This window comes from Nonomuraea aridisoli (genome assembly GCF_003236395.1).
Lineage (GTDB): Bacteria > Actinomycetota > Actinomycetes > Streptosporangiales > Streptosporangiaceae > Nonomuraea > Nonomuraea aridisoli.
Window position 1 is genome coordinate 1 of record NZ_POUD01000156.1, and the last position, 21,423, is coordinate 21,423.

At 70.5% G+C, this 21,423-nt stretch carries 19 protein-coding genes and 1 pseudogene; 11 read left to right on the forward strand and 9 right to left on the reverse strand.

Annotated elements, in window-relative coordinates; all coding sequences use genetic code 11:
• Nucleotides 1–126 precede the first annotated feature (126 nt).
• Nucleotides 127–345: pseudogene (locus C1J01_RS53815) on the forward strand (LLM class flavin-dependent oxidoreductase); the annotation flags it as partial.
• A gap of 85 nt (nt 346–430) precedes the next feature.
• Here the strand turns inward: C1J01_RS53815 and C1J01_RS29975 are convergent.
• The 3 genes from C1J01_RS29975 to C1J01_RS29985 form a co-directional block, all read right to left on the reverse strand.
• Nucleotides 431–916 (reverse strand): GNAT family N-acetyltransferase, encoded by a 486-nt coding sequence (locus C1J01_RS29975; RefSeq protein WP_111182330.1) that lies wholly within the window; start codon nt 914–916, stop codon nt 431–433.
• 122 nt (nt 917–1,038) lie between these two features.
• On the reverse strand, nt 1,039–1,353 hold the full coding sequence (locus C1J01_RS29980) for a 4a-hydroxytetrahydrobiopterin dehydratase (protein ID WP_111182345.1): 315 nt from the start codon (nt 1,351–1,353) through the stop codon (nt 1,039–1,041).
• Nucleotides 1,354–1,514: 161 nt separating this feature from the next.
• Nucleotides 1,515–1,847: a hypothetical protein gene (locus C1J01_RS29985; protein ID WP_111182331.1), complete on the reverse strand. Its 333-nt coding sequence runs from the start codon at nt 1,845–1,847 to the stop codon at nt 1,515–1,517.
• Nucleotides 1,848–1,894: 47 nt separating this feature from the next.
• Between C1J01_RS29985 and C1J01_RS29990 the strand changes: the two genes are divergently transcribed.
• Nucleotides 1,895–2,377 carry a hypothetical protein gene (locus tag C1J01_RS29990; RefSeq protein ID WP_111182332.1) on the forward strand — a complete coding sequence of 161 codons (483 nt, stop codon included), beginning with the start codon at nt 1,895–1,897 and terminating at the stop codon, nt 2,375–2,377.
• Nucleotides 2,378–2,388: 11 nt separating this feature from the next.
• Here C1J01_RS29990 and C1J01_RS29995 read toward each other — a convergent pair whose 3' ends face one another.
• Nucleotides 2,389–4,323 carry a hypothetical protein gene (locus C1J01_RS29995; RefSeq protein ID WP_111182333.1) on the reverse strand — a complete coding sequence of 645 codons (1,935 nt, stop codon included), beginning with the start codon at nt 4,321–4,323 and terminating at the stop codon, nt 2,389–2,391.
• A gap of 252 nt (nt 4,324–4,575) precedes the next feature.
• Between C1J01_RS29995 and C1J01_RS30000 the strand changes: the two genes are divergently transcribed.
• The 4 genes from C1J01_RS30000 to C1J01_RS30015 all read left to right on the forward strand — a co-directional run bounded on the left by C1J01_RS30000 (nt 4,576) and on the right by C1J01_RS30015 (nt 11,432).
• Nucleotides 4,576–5,928, forward strand: coding sequence for an MFS transporter (locus C1J01_RS30000; protein WP_111182334.1), 1,353 nt, complete (start codon nt 4,576–4,578; stop codon nt 5,926–5,928).
• Complete coding sequence (locus tag C1J01_RS30005) at nt 5,925–6,755, forward strand: carbohydrate deacetylase (protein WP_111182335.1); 831 nt, start codon at nt 5,925–5,927, stop codon at nt 6,753–6,755. Before C1J01_RS30000 ends, C1J01_RS30005 begins: the two co-directional genes overlap by 4 nt.
• A 190-nt stretch (nt 6,756–6,945) precedes the next feature.
• Complete coding sequence (locus tag C1J01_RS30010) at nt 6,946–10,377, forward strand: phosphodiester glycosidase family protein (RefSeq protein WP_181449037.1); 3,432 nt, start codon at nt 6,946–6,948, stop codon at nt 10,375–10,377.
• Nucleotides 10,378–10,523: 146 nt separating this feature from the next.
• The gene (locus tag C1J01_RS30015) at nt 10,524–11,432 is read left to right on the forward strand and encodes an SDR family NAD(P)-dependent oxidoreductase (RefSeq protein ID WP_235854761.1); all 909 of its coding nucleotides are present in this window, start codon (nt 10,524–10,526) and stop codon (nt 11,430–11,432) included.
• A gap of 9 nt (nt 11,433–11,441) precedes the next feature.
• Here the strand turns inward: C1J01_RS30015 and C1J01_RS30020 are convergent, their stop codons facing one another.
• The 3 genes from C1J01_RS30020 to C1J01_RS30030 all read right to left on the reverse strand — a co-directional run bounded on the left by C1J01_RS30020 (nt 11,442) and on the right by C1J01_RS30030 (nt 14,370).
• Complete coding sequence (locus C1J01_RS30020) at nt 11,442–12,671, reverse strand: MFS transporter (RefSeq protein WP_111182338.1); 1,230 nt, start codon at nt 12,669–12,671, stop codon at nt 11,442–11,444.
• Between the two features lie 141 nt (nt 12,672–12,812).
• Nucleotides 12,813–13,259: a Clp protease N-terminal domain-containing protein gene (locus tag C1J01_RS30025; protein WP_111182339.1), complete on the reverse strand. Its 447-nt coding sequence runs from the start codon at nt 13,257–13,259 to the stop codon at nt 12,813–12,815.
• 64 nt (nt 13,260–13,323) lie between these two features.
• Nucleotides 13,324–14,370, reverse strand: coding sequence for a LacI family DNA-binding transcriptional regulator (locus C1J01_RS30030; protein WP_220040168.1), 1,047 nt, complete (start codon nt 14,368–14,370; stop codon nt 13,324–13,326).
• Between the two features lie 225 nt (nt 14,371–14,595).
• Between C1J01_RS30030 and C1J01_RS30035 the strand changes: the two genes are divergently transcribed.
• The 5 genes from C1J01_RS30035 to C1J01_RS30055 are packed head-to-tail and all read left to right on the forward strand — an operon-like array spanning nt 14,596 to nt 20,177.
• Nucleotides 14,596–15,885: an extracellular solute-binding protein gene (locus tag C1J01_RS30035; RefSeq protein ID WP_220040169.1), complete on the forward strand. Its 1,290-nt coding sequence runs from the start codon at nt 14,596–14,598 to the stop codon at nt 15,883–15,885.
• Between the two features lie 11 nt (nt 15,886–15,896).
• The gene (locus C1J01_RS30040) at nt 15,897–16,778 is read left to right on the forward strand and encodes a carbohydrate ABC transporter permease (protein WP_328589689.1); all 882 of its coding nucleotides are present in this window, start codon (nt 15,897–15,899) and stop codon (nt 16,776–16,778) included.
• Complete coding sequence (locus tag C1J01_RS30045; RefSeq protein WP_111182341.1) at nt 16,778–17,662, forward strand: carbohydrate ABC transporter permease; 885 nt, start codon at nt 16,778–16,780, stop codon at nt 17,660–17,662. The genes C1J01_RS30040 and C1J01_RS30045 overlap by 1 nt, the downstream gene beginning before the upstream one ends.
• 29 nt (nt 17,663–17,691) lie before the next feature.
• Nucleotides 17,692–19,089 carry a glycoside hydrolase family 5 protein gene (locus C1J01_RS30050; protein WP_111182342.1) on the forward strand — a complete coding sequence of 466 codons (1,398 nt, stop codon included), beginning with the start codon at nt 17,692–17,694 and terminating at the stop codon, nt 19,087–19,089.
• The gene (locus C1J01_RS30055; RefSeq protein WP_111182343.1) at nt 19,086–20,177 is read left to right on the forward strand and encodes a mandelate racemase/muconate lactonizing enzyme family protein; all 1,092 of its coding nucleotides are present in this window, start codon (nt 19,086–19,088) and stop codon (nt 20,175–20,177) included. The genes C1J01_RS30050 and C1J01_RS30055 overlap by 4 nt, the downstream gene beginning before the upstream one ends.
• Before the next feature lie 132 nt (nt 20,178–20,309).
• Here C1J01_RS30055 and C1J01_RS50225 read toward each other — a convergent pair whose 3' ends face one another.
• Entirely contained in the window at nt 20,310–20,483 is a 174-nt protein-coding gene (locus C1J01_RS50225; RefSeq protein WP_181449038.1) for a hypothetical protein, read from the reverse strand.
• 34 nt (nt 20,484–20,517) lie between these two features.
• Nucleotides 20,518–21,423, reverse strand: a 906-nt coding sequence (locus tag C1J01_RS30065) for an ABC transporter substrate-binding protein (protein WP_181449039.1), incomplete at its 5' end; no start/stop codon positions are given.

The following is a 21,423-nucleotide window of genomic DNA, read 5'->3' on the forward strand; positions in this document are numbered from 1 at the left end:
GTTCCAGCCTGGTGTCAGCCATGCTTTCAACTGACCGCGACACTCATGCGCTGTCACGGTTACACCTCGGTGTGAAACGGAACTCACCTCATGTGGTGACACCGGAACTCAATACCGGCTCACTAGCTGCTCGGCTCCAGCCCCAACGGCTCCAACCTCGCGGCCGGGCTCGGCATCGGCTACTGCTTCGCCGCCTTCATCAACCCGCAGGGCGCGGCGCCCGCCCTGCGCCACTACCGCAAGCAGTTCCGCGCGCAGGGGTTCGGCCTGAGCGAGCCGCGGGCGATCCTGGCCGTCAACGTCACGGTCGGCGAGACCCCCGCCGAGGCCGCCCGCCTGGCCGGCTCCAATCCAGAACATGCTGCCCGACCCGGCCGACCGCCGGCGCTCCCACGAACTCCTCGCCGCCGCCTTCGACCTCTGACGATCGTCACAGGTCCTTGCGCATCACGGTGCAGAGGGTCTCGTACCGGACCGGCGCACCGCCGGGGCCCTCGGTGTCCCAGGCTTCGAGCCGCTGCCCGCAGGGCACGTACGCCAGCCGTTCGTACAGCTTCCTGGCCCGCGGGTTGTCCTCCTCCACCGACAGCTCGGCGCGCCGCAGCCCTCTGTCCATGACGCGTCGCTCGAGGGCGCGGATCAGCACGGAGCCGATCCCGCAGGACCGCAGCGCCGGATGCACGGTCAACTGCCACAGCGTGCCCGCGTCCCCGACGAGCGCGTAGTCGACGCCGCCGACGGCGACGGGGTGGCCGGTCGGCGGGCACACGGCCAGGTAGTCGATCTCGCCGGCGCGGCGGCGATCCAGCGCACTCGCCACGTGGGCCAGGTGCATGGGCGGGCCTGCCCAGCCGCACGACGCCAGGTCGTCATGGGTCAGGTCGCGTACGGACAACTTCAGCGTGATCGCGGGCACCCGTCCAGCATGCGGCCCGCCGCCCCTCATTTTCTACGGCGATCCCGCATCTTCCGGCCCCTCCGAAGCGGCGCCTCAGGGCCGTCAGCCTGTCGACCGGCGCCTTCATGGGCCGGTACCCGTCACGAGGGCGTGGCCCGGTCCCGCGCCCCGCCCTCCAGCACCTGGTCGATCCGGGCGGCCAGCTCGACGTCCCGCGCGGTCACCCCGCCCGCGCTGTGAGTGGACAGCCGGAACCGGATCCCGTTGTCGGTGCTCTCGATGTCGGGATGATGGTCGAGCACGTCGGCTTCGTTCATCACCGCCTCGCTCAGCCACCCGTGGCTGTCCGGCGTCACCGGGACGTCCTTGCTCAGCGCGTCGCCGTCACGGCGCCAGCCTTGGAGCGCCGCCAGCGCGGTCTCGATCTCGTCGTCGGTCAGGAGCTCCTCAGCCATGCCGCCTCCCGTGTCGTCGTCCTCGACGATGGGGCTACCACCGGTCGCGGCGTTCACACCTGAGGACTACAGGAGCAGGCCGAGCTGCCGCGACCGCGCCACGAGCCGGCCCGAGCGGTCCCAGATCCGGCTTCCCTCGCCGGCGGACGTGAGCGCCGCCCCTAGGAGGTTGGGAACGTCCGGGGGTCTCCGGCCAGCCGGGCGGCCTCCTGCCGGGCGACGGCCGGGGACACCTTCGGCGGGGTCCGCCTGATCTCCGCCTCCAGCTCCGCCACCACCGTCTCGGCCTGCTGCTTGAGCCGCTGCCGGTAATGCCCAAGGTCCTCGCCGAACTTCCGGGCGGCGGGCCCGATCCACACGGCGTCGCCGGAGAAGAGGCCGAACGGCTCGTCCAGCGCCGCCCGGAGCGTGGCGACGTGCCGTTCGACGTTGGCCAGCGCCTGCCGCAGGGCCTCGTAGCGGGGATTGTCCACCGGCATCTCGGTCATCGTCACCAACCCATCTCGGCAATACGGGTACGGCCAACGCCAGGTGATGGAGTATGGGAGCGGCGGGGCCGACGTTCGAAACGGAGACGATCTCGATGGCACCGGTGTGGCGTTGTGCGACTGCCGCGGCGCTCGTCGCTGTCCTGGGCGGCTGCTCCACTCCCGACCCCGGCCCGACCGCGGAGCAGGCCGGCCGGACGCTGCAGCAGCACATCACCGAGCTGATGAAGATGGTGGACGCGGACGAGACCGTGGTCACCGACCCCGGCGGCAAGGACGTGCCCTGCGGCACGGACGGCGTCAAGCGCACCTACGCCGTGAAGTCCACCTTTGCCAGATTTGACGACAACCTCATCGCCGAGATGGCAGGAAGGCTCGGCATGACGTGGGCCTATGAGGTGCATGACCCCTACAAACCGGGTCTGCCCAGGACGACGCTCAAGCTCGCATCGTCCCGCACCAGCATCACCCTGGAGACGCCCAGCGATCACGAAGCCGTGGCCAAAGGGGAAACGGACTGCATCCCGCGCGGATGAACCGAGCATGATCATTTCTCTCCGGTGAGAACCTCTTTCAGGGCGGGATCCAACGTGGCGAGGTACTTCTCCACGTTCTCCCGATCCCCGGCGAACCTTGAGGACGCTGCGGCGGTCACCTTTCCCAGCGTCCGGCGGTCGGCCTCGTCATCGACACTGCCGTTCTCCTTCAGCCAGTCCAGGAAGGCCATGGTGGCCCGTGGGTCCGCGCTGATCTCCGAGTACGGCCGCAGCCCTCCGTGTTCGTCGGCGATGAGCGGATCGGTTGGAGGCTCGAACTCGACGGGAGGATCCTCCGAGGTGTAGCCGTGCGCGATGAGCCCGGCGGCCATCTCGTAGTGGATCGCGCGCGCGTGCGCCAGCTCTTTCTCGGTGACGTCCGGCATCCGCGGGTCCGGCTTCATGGCGGCTTCGAGGCCGTCCTTGAGCCCCCAGCTGAGGAACATCCAGGTGGCCGCCGCGGGCAGTCCTCCTGCGGTGGGCAGGAACAACATCCCCGCGTCCATTCCCTTGTCCAGCACCTGTCCGAAGCCTTCGGCCTGCTCCTCGTCCCTGAGGTCCGCGGTGCCCCGGACGGACTTCATGGCGGCGAGCTGTATGCCCGCGACCGTCCCCAGCCGGGCGAAGACCTGCTCGACCGCCGTCTGCTGCTGCCGCCTGTCCGGAGGAGGAAACGCCATTAGGTGCCGGTCCGCTCGCACACCCGCCTCGAAGAGCCGCTGAGTGAGCGCAGCCATGCCCTTGTCGAACGGCTCCATGTGCGCATCGGTGTCCACGAACGTCTTCATGAACTCATAGCCATCCGTCAGGGACAGGCGGAACATCGGGGTCGTTCCGACGAGATCGTCGTCGAAGTGACCGAACCGGCTCGGCTGGAGTGAGGTGGTGTCCAGAAAAGCCGAGCTCGCGGCGAACTCCGTGGCGTACGAGCCGGCGATCTCGGCGAAGTATTTCCGCATCTCGTCGTTCTTCAGCAGGCCGGGCCCCTGGGTGATCACCTGGAACGCGAACCGGGCCGCGTTCTCGCTGTGCGCGCCGTCCTTCTCGTCGTACACCCCCGACGCCGCCGCCAGCACCCGCCCGAACGCCGCACTCGCGACGGGGTCGCGCGACACCTGCGTGCTCAGCCCCGCGAGGTCCGTCACCGAGGCCCGCGCCGCCGTGGGGTTGCGCGCCAGGGCGCTGAGGAACCGCCCGGTGACGTCCACCCGCCCGGTGGGGGTCGGCCGCAGGTGGCGGCGGGCCACGGTGGTGAGCCATTGCGTGGGGAAGGCGCCCTCGCTGACGAGCCAGGACAGCGACTCCGCGTCGATCCCCTCCCCGCCCCGCTCGATGTCGCTCATGACCTTGGGAAAACGGGGATCGGGAGGGTCGGCGCCGCCGGCGGCCGCGAACATGCGGCTGAAGCCGCCGAGGATCTCCTTCTCCTCGGGCCCCGGAGGGATGCCCGTCGCGACCGGCCCGAACAGATCGAGGACGTCCTTGGGCAGGGCCATGGTGCCGGCCGTCCCGAGCTCCCCGAAGAAGGCCGCGGCGAAGTCGGGATCGTCCTGGTGCGCCAGCACGCGGTCGATCAGTTTCCGGAAGCGGCCGGCGGCGTCGTTCGGCCACGGGCTGCTCATGCCGCGCTCGGCCTCCCGAACGTACCGCCGGTAGAGCGCGCCCATGGCCGCGCCTTCGCGCCGGGACTGCTCCGGCGTGGCGAACGGCATCGTGGTCTCGTCGTAGGGCACGACGCCCGGCGTCCAGCCGGGCAGGCGCCCGCGGATGACGGCGTTACGAGCCCGCAGCGCCGGCACCTGCCCGCGGACCCAGCGTTCGATCTCCGCGAACGGCGTCAACGTCAGCGTGCCCGCACCCACGCGCGTCAGCTCTGCCCGGATCGCCTGCGTCTGCTCGGCGACGTCCGCGCAGGCTCTCTCCATGGCGGCGACGAACGTGTCCATACGATCAGGGTCGATCCCGGACAGCTCGGGATTCCACGGAACCGTCGGATGAGCCACGCGTCGCTCCTCCCTCGACCCCCGGGACGGTGCCCTGGGCCGGGCCGTACGACTACGTGGCCCCAAGCCTCCCACAGGTGAGCCGGAAGCACTCCGCTCCATAACTTTTCAGCCGGTGCCCCGCCTTCACCCACTGTTGACCTTCGAGTGCGAAGGTGCGGAGCACAGCGTCGGCACCCCCTAGGAAGTGATCGCGTGTCCCAGCCTGATACGCCCTCCGCGCCGGAGCGGACTCCCGCCTGGCGCTACGCCATCGGGATGTTGGGCACGTCCATCCCGATCAACATGATCAAAGGATCGACGATCCTCTTCTACGTCGACATCCTGGGGCTCGACGTCCGCGCGTACGGCGCCGTCATGGTGGTCTACGCGGTCATCGACGCGATCGACAACCCGGTGCTCGGGCACCTGTCGGACCGTACCCGCACCAGGTTCGGCCGGCGGCGGCCATGGCTGCTCGTCGGCGCGCCGATGCTCGCCGCCTGCATGATCGCGTTCTTCTCCGCGCCGGCCTCGCTGCACGGCATCGGGCTCCTGCTGTGGTTCGCGGTGTTCGCGATCCTGTGTGAGGCTTTCGACTCGATGCTCAACGCGAACTACGGCGCGCTGCTCCCCGAGCTGTTCCCGCGGGAGCGCGACCGTGCCGTCGCCAACGCCCTGCGCCAGGGCTTCCAGCTCGTGGCGCTGGTGATCTCGCTCGCGGTCACTCCGCTGCTCACGACCGAGGTGTTCGGCACCGAGGAGACCACCCAGGGCTTCCAGATCACGGCGATCATCTATGGCACGGTCGCGCTCGTCGTGATCGTGTTCATGGCGCTCGGCGCGCGCGAGAACCCCCGTTACTCCACGCGGGAGCGGTCGCGGCTGCTGCCCAGCGTGTGGTCGATCGTGCGCAACCGGATGTTCTGGACGGTCGGGCTCACCGGCGCCTGCTACGGGATCGCCATGGCGCTCGTCCTGTCGGGCATCCAGCTGTACGTCCGCTACTCACTCGGTCTCCCCGTCGCGAACGCGCTCTACCTGCAGGCCATCGTCATCCTCGTCTCGGCGGGCGGCCTCGTGGCGTGGACGCGCGTCGTCGCCCGCCGCGGCGCCCTGTGGACGTGGCGGCTCGCCTTCGCGGTCCTCGCGGCCGGCTTCGCGGCGCTGTTCTTCGCCACCGACCTCGTCACCGCGATCGCCGCCGGCGTGCTCGTCGGGGCCGGGTGGTCGGGCATGCTCGCCACGAACGACCTCATCGTCGCCCGGGTGCTGGACGCCGACGCGGCGCGCAACGGGGAGCACCGCGAGGGGCTCTTCCTGTCCGCGTTCGGCTTCTTCGGCCGGCTCAACGGGATCGTGACCGGCCTCGCGCTCACCTCGCTCGGCGTGTTCTTCGGCTACAACTCGGGCGACGACCCCGGCGCCGGCCCCGGGCTGGCGTTCCGCGTGTACTTGTGCGCGTACCCGTTCGTGCTGACCGTGATCGGCGCGGTGGCGGCGCGCCTCATCTCCGTCCCGCTCGAGACGCCGTCCATGGACGAATCCACCGTGGAGCCTCCCCGATGACCCGCCGCCTCGTGATCACCGCTGACGACCTGGGCCGCGAACCCGGCACGACGGACGTCATCGTCGCCCTGCTCGCCGAGGGACACGTCACCGCGACCACGCTCATCTGCGTCTCGCCGATCGCGGAGCAGGCCGCGAGCCGGGTCTCGGCGCTCGGCGTCGTACCGCGCCTGCACGTGACGCTCACCAGCGAACGCGGGATCCCGCGCTGGCGCCCGCTCGACGCCGCGACGAGCCTCGTCGATCCGGACGGGACGCTCACCGACGACCCGTTCACCCTCGGCGCCCGGGGCGAGTCCCGGCACGTCATGCGGGAGGCGGACGCGCAGCTGCGGTGGATGCGTGACCGCGACCTCGGGCCCGAGGCGGCCGACTCCCACGCCGGCATTCTCTACGGCCTGCACGGCAGATCATGGCTCGCCGAGACGCTCGAGTGGTGCGCCCGCCACGACCTCGCCTTCCGCCTGCCCCGCGACCCGGTGCCGTACGCCGGCGGGCCGCTCCCGCCACCGCTCGCGGCGGCGCACGAACGCGCCGTCGCCCTCGCCGACGCGCTGGGCGTGCCCATTCCGCAGACGATCGCCACCAACCGCCGCACCGCACAGGACCTCGGCGGGTACGAGCGACTCCGGGACGACTACCTCCGCCGCCTCGCCGCCCTCCCCGAGGGCACGAGCGAGTTGTTCCTGCACCCGTCCCGTGACGACGCCGTCACCGGACCGGACGGCGTCGTACGGACCTGGGAGACCCGCCTGCTCCGCGACCCCGCCTGGCACAAAGCCCTCGAGAGCGAAGACGTCGAGCTCGTCGCGGGCTGGTGGGGCTGACTCTTCGGTTTCCGCCAGGGTTCATCGCACGCTCGCGACGGCGTCATCCCCGCGTCGTGGGCGATCTCTTGAATCGTTTGCCGCCCTTGATCGAACGGGGCGCAGGCGGAGGCGTCGCCTCCGCGTCTTCTTTTGACCCGAGGTTCCCATGAAATTGGTGGTCCTGCACCATCGGCATACGAAGCCACTGATGGTGGCGCTCGCCGTCGCGACCACGCTGGCGGTCTCACCCGCCGTCGCGTACGCGGACAGCAGCCGGCCCGCGCCGGTCACCGGCGGAATTCCCCTGATCGACACGGCCGAGAAGATCGGTCCGGGGATCGACCTGCAGCACATCAAGGCACTCGACCAGAAGGGCTGGTACGACGCGCACTTCTTAACGGTGGACCTGTCCAACGGCGCGGTCGGCACGGATCTGCTGACCGCCGGACCGGTCGCCTTCGGCGGGCCGCTCAGCGTGGCCGCCAACAAGGCCGGCGCCGTCGCGGGCGTCAACGGCGAGTTCTTCGACATCGGCAACTCCAACGCGGCGCTCGGCGGCGAGGTCCAGAACGGGCAGCTCATCAAGAGCGCCGACATCGGCGGCCGCCAGCACGTCGGCGTCGGCAACGACGGCATCGCCCAGCTCGTGGACCTCACGGTCGACGCCACCGCGAACTTCGCGGGCGCCGACCACACCGTCCTGTCGCTCAACGCCGCGAACGGCGGCGGCGTCCCCGCGGACGGCCTGATCGCGTTCACCTCCGCGTGGGGCGACTACAGCCGCAACCGCGGCCTGGGCGGGGTGAACAACGCCGAGATCGCCGAGGTGCTGGTTCAGAACGGCGCGGTCGTGTCCGTCACGCCGAACGGCCCCGCCGGCTCTGGAACGATCCCGGACGGCGGCTTCGTGCTCGTCGGCCGCGGCGCCGCGGCCACCGCGATCCGCGCGCTCAAGCCCGGCGACCCGGTGACGCTCGGCTACGGGCTCGCCGACGACGTCGCCAGGACGATGAAGTTCGCGCTCGGCCACGGCGGCACCATCGTCACCGGCGGCCAGGTCGTCGGCGGCCTCGACCCGTCGATCGCCCCGCGCACCGCGCTCGGTTTCAAGGACGGCGGCCGCACGCTCGTCCTCGCCACCTGGGACGGCCCGGGCGGCACCGGCAAGGGCGGCGTCGGGATCGACAAGGAGGCGCGCGACCTCGCCGCAATGGGCGTGGAGACCGCGGTGAACCTCGACGGCGGCGGCTCGACCACGATGGTCGCCCGCGCGCTCGGCGAGAACGACGCGACCGTCCGCAACGTCCCGTCCGACGGCCACGAGCGCAACGACCCGAACGGCGTGGGCGTGTTCGTCACGAAGGGCGACGGCAGGCTGCACCGGCTGCTCATCAAGCCCGCGCCGGGCGCGACCTCGGCCGACGGCGGCCTGAAGGTCTTCCCGGGGCTGCACCGTTCGCTCGTCGCGCAGGGCGTCGACGACCACGAGACGCCGGTCGAGGTCGACCCGAAGTCCGTACGGTGGTCCGCTCACAAGGCGTCCGTCAAGGCCGGCACGCTCGCGGCGCCCGACAAGGCGCACGACCGGATCAGGGTCGACGCGAAGGCCGGCCACGAGAAGGCGCAGGCGGAGGTCACCGTCCTCGGCCCGGTCGACAGCGTCGAGCTGTCGTCCCAGCGCCTGTCGATCGCCGACGCGACGCCCGAGAACGCGGTCACCGTCGCCGTGACCGGCCGCGACGCCCAGGGCTACACGGCCCCGATCGACCCGCAGGACCTCTCGCTCGACTACGACCACGGCGTCGTCGACATCCAGCCCGTGGACGGCAAGCTGAAGATCACGCCGCTCACCGCCGCGGGCACGATCCTCACCGTCACGGCCGGCGGCAGGTCGGCGCAGCTCCCGATCACGGTCGGCGTGCAGACCACGACGCTCTACGACTTCGACGACGACGTGCTCGCCCGCTGGCGCAACAACAGCACCGCGGCCACGACGTTCTCGGTGGACCCGGACGGCCTGAGGATCGACTTCAACGCGATGCGCAACGTGGGCATCACCGCGACCTCGGCGGCCCGGCGCATCCCGGTGCCCGGCCAGCCGCTGCGCGTGCGGGTGCGGATCAAGTCGAGCATCAGCGTGCCCAACGGCCTGACCTACCTGGCCTACAACGACGCGAACGGCAAGGGCGGCGGTGTCTACGGCACCGCCCTGACCGCCGGTGACGACTACCAGGACGCGACGTTCACGCTGCCGGCGAACACGGCGTTCCCGATCGCGATCTCGGGCTTCCAGGGCATCAACACGAGCGTCGCCCAGCAGAAGGCGGGCACGTTCGTCCTGGACCGCATCGAGGCCGACGTCCCGACGTCGATCGAGCTGCCCGCGCAGCCCGACCTGCGGCCCGACCCGCTGATCTCCGACGACGGCGCGCTGATCGACGGCCACGACGCCTGGCGGTTCGCCACACTGTCGGACGTGCAGTTCACGGCCGACAACCCGGCGCTGGCCCAGGTCGCGACGGCCGCCATCAGGCGGATCCGGCAGACGCGTCCTGACCTGATCGTCCTCAACGGCGACGTCACCGACCGCGGCCTGCCGCAGGACCTCGCGCTCGCCCGCCAGGTGCTCACCGACGCCGGGTGCGACCTCGTCCCGGTCGGCCAGGAGCCGCCGGAGAACAGCACGCCGAACCCGGAGGCCGGCTCGATCCCGTGCTACTACGTGCCGGGCAACCACGAGTCGTACGGGCTCAACAACACCCAGTCCGACCTGACGAACTTCGTCAACGAGTTCGGGCAGCCGTACCGGACGTTCGACCACAAGGGCACCCGGTTCATCCTGCTCGCCAGCTCCCTCGGGACGCTGCGCGGCACCGCCTGGGACCAGCTCCCGATGCTGCGGCAGGCGCTCGCCGACGCCGAGAAGGACCGGTCGGTGGAGAACGTCCTGGTGTTCGCCCACCACCCGGTGGACGACCCCGCCGAGTCGAAGGCCAGCCAGCTCGGCGACCGTGACGAGGCCGCGCTCATCGAGAACATGCTCACGGACTTCCGCGACTCGACGGGCAAGGGCGCCGCGATGTTCGGCTCCCACGCCCAGATCGCCGACGTCCACCGCCTGGAGGGCGTGCCGTACATGGTGCTGCCGTCGTCGGGCAAGGACCCGTACGGCACGCCGGACCGCGGCGGCTTCACCGGCTGGGTCCACTGGTCCGTGGATCCGCGGCGCGACGCCGGCGAGCAGTGGCTCGAGGGCGAGGTGCGCGCTTTCGCGCAGTCCGTCACGCTCGACACCCCCGACTCCCTCAAGGTGAACGAGACGGCGCAGCTCTCGGGCAGCATCGTGCAGCCGGAGGGCGTGTCGGCGGGCACGCGCGTGGTGCCGCTGCGGTACCCGATGTCGGTCGCCTGGAGCGGCTCGTCCGACCTGGCGATCGGCAGTGGGAAGGCGGCGATCGACGCGGCCCGCCGCAAGGGCAAGGTCGCCATCCTCGACCCGCGGACCCGTACGCTCACCGCCCTCAACCGGGGCACGGTGACCGTGTCGGTGACGAACGAGTCGATGCGCCCCTACACCGACGACGCCTCACTCGCGCCGATCACGACCTCGAAGACCATCCAGGTCGTACGCGGCAAGTAATCACGCGGACGTCTGACTGAGGGCGAGCACGAACGTGCTCGCCCTCAGCTCTTTTCTCGGCGACCATCCGCAAGCTGGACGATGGCTCAATTATGGTGGACTTTGAACCATTCCACGTCCAACGGAAGGTGCCTAGTGTCGCAGGTGTGACACGCATCAGGACACCGTTCGACACCAAGACCACGGCCGCCGAGATCCTCGCCGGCGTCGACCTCTCCGGGCGGCGGATCATCGTCACCGGCGGCACCTCCGGCATCGGGCTGGAGACCGTACGCGCGCTGGAGGGCGCGGGAGCCGAGGTCACCGTCGCGACCCGTAACCCCACCGACGGCCGGCCGCCCGTCGACCTGAGCGATCTCGACTCGGTACGCGCGTTCGTGTCCGGCTGGACCGGGCCGGTGCACGCGATCGTCGCCAACGCCGGGATCATGATGGTGCCGACCCGCGAGGTCGCCGCCAACGGCTGGGAACTGCAGCTGGCGACCAACTTTCTGGGTCATTTCGCCCTGGTCACCGGCCTGTACGAGAACCTGCGTCAGGCCGGCGGCGCTCGGGTGGTCGTCGTGAGTTCCGGCGCGCAGTTGCGCGCGCCGTTCGACTTCGACGACCCGCACTTCGAGCGCCGCCCGTACGACCCGTTCACCGCGTACGCGCAGTCGAAGACGGCCGACGTGCTGCTCGCCGTCGGCATCGCCCGGCGCTGGGCGGCCGACGGCATCACCGCGAACGCCCTCGACCCCGGCCGCATCCACACCAACCTGCAGCGGTATCTCGACCACGCCACCAGGCGGGCGGCGGGCGCGATCGACGACGAGGGCAACCTGTTGATGCCGGACAACTACAAGACCCCGGAGCAGGGCGCCTCCACCTCGGTGCTGCTCACCGCGTCCCCGCTGGTGGAGCGGGTGACCGGCCGGTTCTTCTGGCATGACAACCAGGAGGCCGAGGTCGTGCCGGGCGGCCCGGACGCGCCTCCCGGCGTCGCCGCCTGGGCGATCGACCCGGTGGCCGCCGACCGCCTCTGGGACCACGCCCTCGCGGCGGTCCGGACGTGAGCTCCCCCTTCAGGTCGTGGTGCGGTCGGTCAGGACGCGGGCGAGCACGACGGTGGCGATGCCGGCCAGGACGACCGACAGCAGTCCGGCGCGCAGGCTGATCAGGTCGGCGACGAGCCCGACGAGGAGCGGGGACACCAGGAAGCCGCCGCGCAGCAGCCAGCTGACGACGGTCAGGCCGGTGCCGGAGGGCAGGCCGGGCAGCTCGTCGGCGGTGTGCATGGCGGCCGGGACGAGAGTGGCGAAGCCGAGCCCGGCCAGCACGAAGCCGGCCAGCGCGGCCGGGACGGACGGCATGGCCAGCGCGGCGCCCATGCCGGCGGCGGCCAGGATCCCTCCGGCGCGGGCCACCGCACGCTGCCCGAACCGGTCCACCACGCGATCGCCGGACAGGCGGCCGATGGTCATGGCGGTCTGGAACGCCACGACGGCCAGGCCGGCGGTGGCGGCGTCGGCGTGCAGGCCGGTGAGGTAGAGGGCGCCCCAGGACGCGCCGGCGTCCTCCGCCAGCGCGCCGCACGCGGCCAGCACGCCGAGCACGGCGAGCATCCGCACGGCCGGGCCGGTGAACGAACGCCCCGCGCGCCGGGCGGGCGGGGCGGCCTGGTGGCCTTCGGCGGCGGCCAGGTCCTGGGCTTCGGCGGAGCGCTCGGCGTCTTCCGGGCCGGGCAGCAGGAACCGGTAGGCGACGAGCGCGACGACGCTGAACAGCGTCGCGGAGATGCCGAGATGGACCGCCAGGGGCAGCCGGAGACCGGCGGCGGCCGAGCCCATCAGGCCGCCCAGCACCGCGCCGACGCTCCACACGCCGTGCAACGAGTTGAGGATGGAACGCCGGTAGAGGCGCTGCACGCGCAGGCCGTGGGCGTTCTGCGCGACGTCCACGACCGCGTCGAGCGCGCCCACGACGAACAGCGCGGCGCCGAAGACGGACCAGTTCGGCACGAACGGGATGGCCATGGTCGCGACGGTGGTGATGACGATGCCGAACGCCGCCACGCGGGCGGAGCCGGCGCGGCGGACGGCCCAACCGGCGAGCAGCCCGGCCAGCAGCGCGCCGATCGGGTGCCCGGCCACCGCGGCGCCGAAGACGGCGTTGCTCGCGCCGAGCTCGGCCTTGATCTGCGGGTAACGCGGGACGACGTTGAAGAACACGGCGCCGTTGGTGAGGAACAGCGCCGCGACGGCGGCGCGGGCCTGGAGCGCCTGGCGGGTGGGCGCGGCGGGAGGAGCGGACATCGGCTTTCCGATCACGGTGACAGAGGTGCGGCGACGAGGGTCAGCGCAGGAGCCGGCCGATCCGCGCGGGCGTCATCGGGTCGGTCGGCAGGGCGCTGTGCGGCACGAGGTCGGCCTCGATCGGGCGACGTCACGGGCTCGCTATCGGGCCGCGTACTGCTGGACGAGCTCGTCCGTGGCCCGCCCGACCTGGTCGAGGTCGGAGCCGAGCTTGACGAGCACCTGGGCCGCCGCGGTCTCACGGCCGCCGATGAGCCCGAGCAGGAGGTGCTCCGTGCCGATGTAGTCGAGGCCGCGCCGCAAGGACTCCTGGTTCGCCGTCTGGAGGACTTCGGTGGCCGACGAGGCGAACGGAAGGTGCCCCGACGTCGGAGCCTGGCCTCGGCCCAGGCTCTCCTCGACCTGCCGGCGCACATCCTCGAGGCTGAGATTCAGGCTCTTGAGGACCTTGGCCGCCACGCCCTCACCTTCACGGATCAAACCGAGGAGAACGTGCTCGGCGCCGATCGAGCCGTGATTGAGCATTCGCGCTTCGTCCTGGGACAGGACGACGACACGCCGCGCCCGGTTGGTGAGCTTCTCGAACATCTCGCCACTCCTCAAAGCAATCAGTCAGGTCGGTGACCACGGTAGTGGCTCCGTGCCCAAGTGATCAGCCCCCGCAGGCGCCCATGTCCTGTGCGCGTGCAGGCGGGTGGGGAGGGGCGCACGAGGCACGGACGATCAGGCGGGTGGGCAGGCGTACGTGCCGTTGGGCCGGTTCGCGGCCGGCCAGCACGTCCAGCAGCATCTCGACCGCGAGCCGGCCCATCAGCTGGATCGGCTGCTCGACGGTGGTGAGGGCCGGTTCGCACATCATGCTCTCCGGGACGTTGTCGAAGCCGATGACCGAGAGGTCGCCGGGCACCCGGAGACCCATCGAAGCGGCGACCTCCATGGTGGAAATGGCCGACACGTCGTTGGCAGCGAAGATCGCGGTGGGCGGCTCGGGCAGGCTGAGCAGGTCGCGGACCGTGTTGCGCGCGTCGTTCTCGTCGTAGTCGGCGACCCGGACGAGCGAGGGATCGACCGGGATGCCGGCGTCCGCCAGTGCCGAACGGTAGCCCTTCTCGCGTAGCGGACCGGACTCCAGGTCGCGAGGCGGCCTGCCGAGGAACCCGATTCGCCGGTGACCGAGGCCGATGAGGTGTTCGGTGGCGAGCCGGCCGCCCTGCAGGTTGTCGGCGTCGACCGTCGGCACGGTCTCGCGCCCGCTGTGCGGATCGACGGCGACGACCGGGGCGCCGCTGTCGACGTTGAGGACCGTGGGCGTGACCAGCACCGCCCCGTCGATGAGCGTGCCGGACAGGCGGGACAGGTAGCGGCGCTCCCAGCCGAGCCGGCCCGCGCCCTTGCCGCCGCCCGCGTAGACCACCAGCTCGTAGTCGGTGCCTCTGATCGCACGGGCGGCTCCCTTGAGCAGCTCGGCGCTGAACGGCTCGATGTCCCAGACGAGGACCCCGATCACGTTGGTCCGCTGGTTGCGCAGGCTTCGTGCCACGAGGCTGGACTCGTACCCCAGCTCGGCGATGACCTCGCGGACCCGATCGACGGTGGCCGCGGCGACGCCGTAGCGGTCGTTGAGCACCTTGGACACCGTCGCCACCGAGACGCCGGCCTGCTCGGCGACGTCGCGGATCGTCACGCGGCCATTGTTCACAGCAGGGATCCTAGCGCATGTAAAACGTTATCGATAACGATTGACATCAATGTGATAAGGCTTGCACGATGTCGAACTAACCGAAGCACGACCGGCTGTGTGCGATGTCATGCCGGAGACGCGTCTCCGATGGTCAGGAAGGTGAAGGACATGAAGACATCGGTCGGTTCTTCCAGGGCTCTGCCCTCCAAAGGGCCCGTCAAGGGGCGCGTAAAGGGGCTCGCCATGGGGCTCGCCCTACTGGTGGCCGGCGTCGCCGCGTGCGGGACCTCCGGCCCCCAGCAGGCCGGGAGCACCTCGGCCGACGGGAACGCGGCTCCTTCCGCGTGGATCATCAGCGGCGTGACCGCGAAGGCCTTCCAGAACTCCTTCGACTCCTGGAACGCGGCTCATCCCGGGCAGCGGTTCGCCATCCAGGAGTTCGCCAACGATCCCTACAAACAGAAGATCCGGACCGCCGTCGGCGCGCGGCAGGCGCCCACGCTGATCTACGGCTGGGGCGGCGGCGTGCTCAAGTCGTACGTGGACGCCGGTGCGGTCGAGGACCTGAGCGACATCGCCGACGACCCCGCGCTGAAGGAGCGTTTCCTCCCCGCGATCGCCGCGGCCGGCACAGTGAACGGCAAGACCTACGCAGTGCCGAACAACGGCGTGAAACCCGTGGTCATCTACTACAACAAGGACTTGTTCGCCAAGATCGGCGCGCAGCCGCCGAAGACGTGGAACGAGCTGATGGCGCTGGTGCCGCGGTTCACGGGGGCGGGCATCGCGCCGTTCACCGTGAGCGGCCAGGCGAAGTGGCCGTTGCTGCCGTGGCTGGCGTACCTGGTCGACCGCATCGGCGGCCCCCGGGTCATGAACGACGTGGCGGCCGGCAAGCCGAACGCCTGGTCAGACCCGGCGGTGACGGAGGCCAACCAGAAGATCCAGCAGCTGGTCAAGGCAGGGGGCTTCGTCAAGGGCTTCTCCTCGATCTCGACTGACAGCGGTGCCGACGTGGCCCTGATGTACACCGGCAAGGCCGCGATGACGCTCGGCCTGCCTGCGACGTACCAGACGATCAAGACGGCGGACCCGGCGTTCATCACCGGCGGCAAGCTCGGCTACTTCCCGTTCCCGGCCGTGGAGGGTGGCAAGGGCGACCCCGCCGACGTGGTGGGCAACCCGACCAACTTCTGGTCGATCTCGTCGGCGGCGACCCCGGCGCAGAAGCAGGCGGCCCGTGAGTACATCAAGAGCGACCTGCTGAACCAGAAGTACGCCGCCGACCTGCTGGCCGTCGGGAACGTGCCCCCGGTGACCGGCGTGGAGGACTCCATCGCCAAGTCGGAAGACCCGGCGTACTTCTCGATGATCTACGAGCTGGCGGCGAAGGCTCCGAACTTCCAGCTCTCCCTGGACCAGGCGCTCGCTCCCGAGCAGGGTGACAAGCTGCTGACCGCGCTGCAGCAGATCTTCCTCGGTGAGATCACTCCCGAGCAGTTCGCCACCACCATGAACGCCACGATCGGCTGAGGAGGCGCGACGTGGCTGCTCCGCAATCCCGCGCCCGCAGCGGGCTGCTGACCCTGCCGGCGTTGTTGATGTTCGTGGCGTTCGCCGTGGTTCCGCTGGCTGGGGCCGTGATCCTCAGCCTCACGCGCTGGGACGGTCTCGGCGCCATCTCGTGGGAGGGGCTCGGCAACTGGGTCGAGGTGCTGCACGATCCGCTGACCGGGAACGCGCTCCTGCTCACCCTCAAGATCATGGTGTTCTCGTGGGTGGTGCAGACGCCGATCAGCCTGCTGCTCGGCGTGTTCACCGCCGGGACGCAGCGCTACCGGGCCGTGCTCGCCGTCCTGTACTTCATCCCGCTGCTGCTCTCCTCGGCCGCGGTGGCCATCGCGTTCAAGGCCGTCCTCGACCCGAACTTCGGGCTCGGAGGGGTTCCGGGCCTCGGCTTCCTGAGCCAGGACTGGCTCGGTGATCCGGACCTCGTGCTGTACGTCGTGATCTTCGTGATCGCGTGGCAGTTCGTCCCCTTCCACACCCTGCTCTACCAGGCCGCCGTACGGCAGATCCCGGCCTCGCTCTACGAGGCCGCCGACATCGACGGAGCCGGGCGGGTGAAGCAGTTCCGCCACATCACCCTGCCGCAGCTCCGCAACACCATCATCACGTCGTCGACCCTGATGGTCACCGGCTCGCTGACCTACTTCGACGTGGTCTTCGTGCTCACCGGAGGCGGGCCGGGCAACGCGACGAGGCTGCTCCCGCTCGACATGTACCTCACCGGCTTCTCGGCCAACGACATGGGGAAGGCCAGCGTGCTCGCCGTGATCCTGGTCGTGACGGGGCTGGCGCTGGCCTTCTCGTTGACCAAGTACACCGGCTTCGCCCGCATGCGCAGCGAACAGGAAGGGCTCTGATGGCCGCCCCCACCACGATCGCCGACCACCGTCCGCACGCCCGGGCCTCGGCCCGCGGCGGCGGGGTGCGCCGGCTCCCCAACGTCGGCGCGGGCATCGGCGGGTTCGTCTGGCTGGCCGTGATCATCCTGCCCATCTACTACGTGGTGATCTCCAGCCTGCGCAGCCAGACCGGGTTCTTCGACGGCAACCCGCTGGCGCCCCCCGACCACATCTCGTTCGAGAAGTACGCGCTCGTGCTGCAGAGCGGCTTCGGCCGGTACTTCCTCAACAGCGTCGTCATCACGGTGGTCTCGGTGACGGTGACGGTCGCGTTCTCGCTGATGGCGGCGTACGGGGTGGTGCGCGGGGAGGGCCGGCTCGCGCGCACGAGCTTCTCGGTCTTCCTGCTGGGCCTGGCGATCCCCGTGCACGCCACGATCATCCCGCTGTACTACATGATCACCAGACTCCATCTGTACGACAGCCTGCTCGCGCTGATCCTGCCGTCCATCGGCTTCGCGGTGCCGATCACGGTGCTGATCCTGGCGAACTTCATCCGCGACATCCCCCGGGAGCTGTTCGAGTCGATGCGGATCGACGGGGCCACCGACTGGGGCATGCTGTGGCGCCTGGTGCTGCCGCTCGCCCGACCGGCCCTGGTCACGGTCGGCATCTATGACGCGCTGCACGTCTGGAACGGCTTCCTCTTCCCTCTCATCCTCACTCAAAGCGCCGACCTGCGCGTCCTGCCGATGGCGCTGTGGGCGTTCCAGGGCGAGTTCACCGTGGACGTCCCGGCGGTGCTGGCCGCCGTCGTGCTGTCCACGCTTCCCATGCTCGTCGCGTACGTGCTGGGACGCCGCCACCTGGTACGCGGCCTGACGGCCGGATTCGGCAAATGACCCTCATCCCAAGGAGAGATCGCACCACCATGCACGACGAGTCCGTAAGGCTGCACATCGACGGCGACCGACTGGTGGCCGCGTCCGGCGAGGCGGTTCGCCTGCGCGGCGTGGGGCTCGGCGGCTGGATGAACATGGAGAACTTCATCACCGGCTATCCCTCGACCGAGGAGTTGCAGCGCGCCGCGCTGCGCCGGGTGCTCGGGCAGGAGGTCTACGACGCCTTCTTCGAGCGCTTCCTCGAGGTGTTCTTCACCGACGACGACGCGCGGTTCCTCGCCGGCCTCGGCATGAACAGCGTCCGGGTGCCGTTCAACTACCGGCACTTCGAGGACGACGACCGGCCGATGCGGCTCAAGGAGGAGGGCTTTCTGCTGCTCGACCGGGTGATCGAGACGTGCGCGCGCAACGGCCTCTACACCGTGCTCGACCTGCACGCCGCGCCCGGCTACCACAACCAGCGCTGGCACAGCGACAACCCCACGCACCGGTCGCTGTTCTGGACCCACCGGCACTTCCAGGACAGGGTCGTCCACCTGTGGGAGGCCCTCGCCGACCGGTATCGGGACAACCCGTGGGTGGCCGGCTACAACCCCCTCAACGAGCCGGCCGACCCGTCCGGCGAGCGGATCGGCCCGTTCTACGAACGCCTGCACGCCGCGATCCGGGCCGTCGACCCCGCGCACGTCATCTTCCTGGACGGCAACCGGCACGCCACCGACTTCGGGTTGTTCGCCGATCCGCTGCCCGGCACGGTGTACACCGTGCACGACTACGCCCTCGCCGGCTTCGCCGACAGCGGCGACTACCCGGGGATCTCGCGGGGACGGCACGTCGATCGTGCCTACCTGGAGGCCAGGTTCCTGGAACGGGCGGAGTACATGCGCCGCACCGGCACCCCCATCTGGGTCGGCGAGTTCGGACCCGTCTACAGCACGCCGTACGGCGGCGACCCGGCCCTTGACGCCGCGCGCTACCGGGTCCTCGCCGACCAACTCGGCATCTACGACGAGTACGGGGCCGGCTGGAGCCTGTGGACGTACAAGGACATCGGGCTGCAGGGCGTGGTCCACGCCGCCGCGGACTCGCCGTACCTGCGCACGATCGCCCCCGTGCTGGAGAAGAAGGCCCGGCTGGGGGTGGACGTGTGGGGCGGCGTCGACACCGGCGTCCGGCACCTGCTGGACCCGATCGAAAAAGCCGTGGCCGAAGAGTACCCCCGCTTCGACCCGCCGCCGTTCGGGCAGCGCCAGTGGATCCACGTGCTGGTGCGGCACATCCTGCTCGCCGAGCCGATGGTGGACGAGTTCGCCGGGCTCTTCGCCGGGATCGATGCCGAGCAGGCCCGCGAGCTGGCGGACTCCTTCCGGTTCGACAGGTGTGTCGTACGGACCCCCCTTGCCGAGACGCTGAGGAAGCATCTGTGAAGATCACCGAGATCGAGACCCTCACCCGGGGGCAGCTCGCCGTCGTCCGGGTGCGCACCGACGACGGCGCGGAAGGCATCGGACAGACCGCGCCCTACGAGGCGGAGACCACGGTGCGCGTGTTGCACACGATGGTGGCGCCGATGTTCCTGGGCCGTGACCCGTGGGACGCGGAGGCGCTGGTCGACGAGTGCCTGAGGACGCACTACAAGTTTCCGAGCAGCTTCCTGCACCGCGCCGTCGCGGGGGTGGAGACGGCGCTGTGGGACATCATGGGCAAGGCGGCGGGGCGGCCGGTGTGCCAGCTGCTCGGCGGGCGCGCCAGGACGACCGTCCCGATGTACGCCTCCAGCATGTCCCGCGCCATCAGCCCCGAGGACGAGGCCGAGCGGCTCGGCGGCCTCATCGCCGAGCACGGCTTCCGCGCGGTGAAGATCCGGGTCGGGGAGGCGATGGGACGCGACGGCGACGCCGCCCCCGGCCGTACCGAGCGCATGATCGCGCACCTGCGGGACGTCCTGGGCCCGGAGGTCGACCTGTCGGCCGACGCCAACGGCGGATTCTCGGTGCCCCGGGCCATCCGGGTCGGCCGGATGCTGGAGGAACACGGCTACTTCCATTTCGAGGAGCCCTGCCCCTTCCCGGACATCGAGGCCACCGCCCAGGTCACCGCCGCCCTGGACATCGCCGTCTCCGGCGGTGAACAGGACTTCTCGCTACCGCAGTTCAACCGCATGATCGCCGGTCGCTCGGTGGACATCGTGCAGCCCGACATCGGCTACATCGGGGGCATCTCACGGGCCCGCAAGGTGTGCGTGCTCGCCGAGGCCGCCGGCATCCCGTGCACTCCGCACTGCGCGAACGACTCACTGCTTCGCGTGTTCACCCTCCATCTCGCCGCGGCGATGCCTGCCTGCGTCCATCCCCAGGAGTGGAGCATCGAGACCACCCCGTGGACCCAGGACGTCTACGGGCCGATGCCTCAGGTGACCGACGGCGCCGTACCGGCCCCGACCGCCCCGGGCTGGGGCGTCGACCTCCTGCCGTCCTTCGCCCGCACCGCCGCCCGAGCCCTGTCACGCCACTGACGCCCGGAGTCCGGCCACCGGTCTCCGGCCGGTACGGATGCCGACAAAGCGTCTGCAACACGTCGCCGACCGGCTCGCCCAGCTGCCGCTACGAGGCGGGTTCACCACCGGTCCGGCTGCACGACCTCCGGCTCAGCCGGCGGCCTGGACGGCGACGCGCTCGATGGCCCTGACGGCGACGTCGGGCTGGTCGAGGTAGATGTAGTGCCCGCTCTTCTCGGCCGGCGCAGAAACCACTACGCCGGAGGCCGCCGCCACGACGAGATCCTCTTCGGCAGGATGGTCGAGGAGTACCTGGACCAGCACGGCGGGCGGCCCGTCTGACGGCGGCGGGCCGGTCTCAGCCGCCCTTCGCCACGACGTCGCCGAGCTTCACCGGGCTTCTGACCCACCCGTACGCCAGGGCGAGGTCGCCGATCCGCCGGACTTGTGCGAGGTCCAGCCTGGCCGGGTAGACGCCGGGTGGGAGCCCTGCGGCGACCGCCTTGGAGACTTTCGTGTAGCGCGGCAGCACCTCGCCCACCTCCCGCGGATCGCTGGTGATCAGCCGCTGCGCCTTGGCCAGGCCCCGCTGGAAGGCCGCCAGCGTGCGGGGGTTCTCCTGGATCCATCGGTCGGACGCCATCATGCCCGCCGTGTACAGGTTCGCGAACTCGCCGCTCATCGGGTCCTCCAGGACCCGCGTGCGCCTGCTCTGACGGGCCGCGGTGACGAACGGCTCGGCCAGCACGGCGGCGTCGACCTGTCCGCTGCGCAGCGCGTTCAGCATTTCGGGATAGGGCTTCTCCCGCTGCTTGACGTCGTCCAGTTCCAGCCCGGCCCGTTCCAGCATCCCGGTGAGCGCCAGTCCCTGCAGCACCATGAGGTTCGGGACGGCGACCGTCTTGCGCCTGAGGTCGGCCGCCGTCCGGATCTTCGACTTCGCGTCCACGACGACCGCGTAGCTCCCCGGCGCCGCCCGGTACAGGCCGGCGACGACCTTGAACGTCTCTTGGGCCGCGTTCCTCCGCATGACCGTGAGGAAGTCCGTCTGCGCCAGGTCCAGCTGCCCGCTCTCCACCTGGGGCGCCGCCGCCCCCGCGCCGGTGATGATCATCGGCTGCACCGTCAGCCCCTCCTCCTGGAAATAGTTCTTCGTCAGGGCCAGGAACACGGGGGCGGACTCAGCGGTCGGCAGCAGCCCGACCTTGATGGTGGACAGCTCTGGTGGCGCGGGCGGGGGGCCGGCGCCACCAGAGCTGTCCAC

Bases quoted from the DNA above. Each gene is read 5' to 3' on its own strand.
- C1J01_RS30035 (WP_220040169.1), top strand. From the start codon at position 14,596: ATGGGGCTCGCCCTACTGGTGGCCGGCGTCGCCGCGTGCGGGACCTCC.
- C1J01_RS29980 (WP_111182345.1), bottom strand. From the start codon at position 1,353: ATGGCTGAGGAGCTCCTGACCGACGACGAGATCGAGACCGCGCTGGCG.
- C1J01_RS30020 (WP_111182338.1), bottom strand. From the start codon at position 12,671: ATGTCCGCTCCTCCCGCCGCGCCCACCCGCCAGGCGCTCCAGGCCCGC.
- C1J01_RS30045 (WP_111182341.1), top strand. From the start codon at position 16,778: ATGGCCGCCCCCACCACGATCGCCGACCACCGTCCGCACGCCCGGGCC.
- C1J01_RS30025 (WP_111182339.1), bottom strand. From the start codon at position 13,259: ATGTTCGAGAAGCTCACCAACCGGGCGCGGCGTGTCGTCGTCCTGTCC.
- C1J01_RS30005 (WP_111182335.1), top strand. From the start codon at position 5,925: ATGACCCGCCGCCTCGTGATCACCGCTGACGACCTGGGCCGCGAACCC.
- C1J01_RS29995 (WP_111182333.1), bottom strand. From the start codon at position 4,323: ATGGACACGTTCGTCGCCGCCATGGAGAGAGCCTGCGCGGACGTCGCC.
- C1J01_RS29990 (WP_111182332.1), top strand. From the start codon at position 1,895: ATGGGAGCGGCGGGGCCGACGTTCGAAACGGAGACGATCTCGATGGCA.
- C1J01_RS30010 (WP_181449037.1), top strand. From the start codon at position 6,946: ATGGTGGCGCTCGCCGTCGCGACCACGCTGGCGGTCTCACCCGCCGTC.
- C1J01_RS30050 (WP_111182342.1), top strand. From the start codon at position 17,692: ATGCACGACGAGTCCGTAAGGCTGCACATCGACGGCGACCGACTGGTG.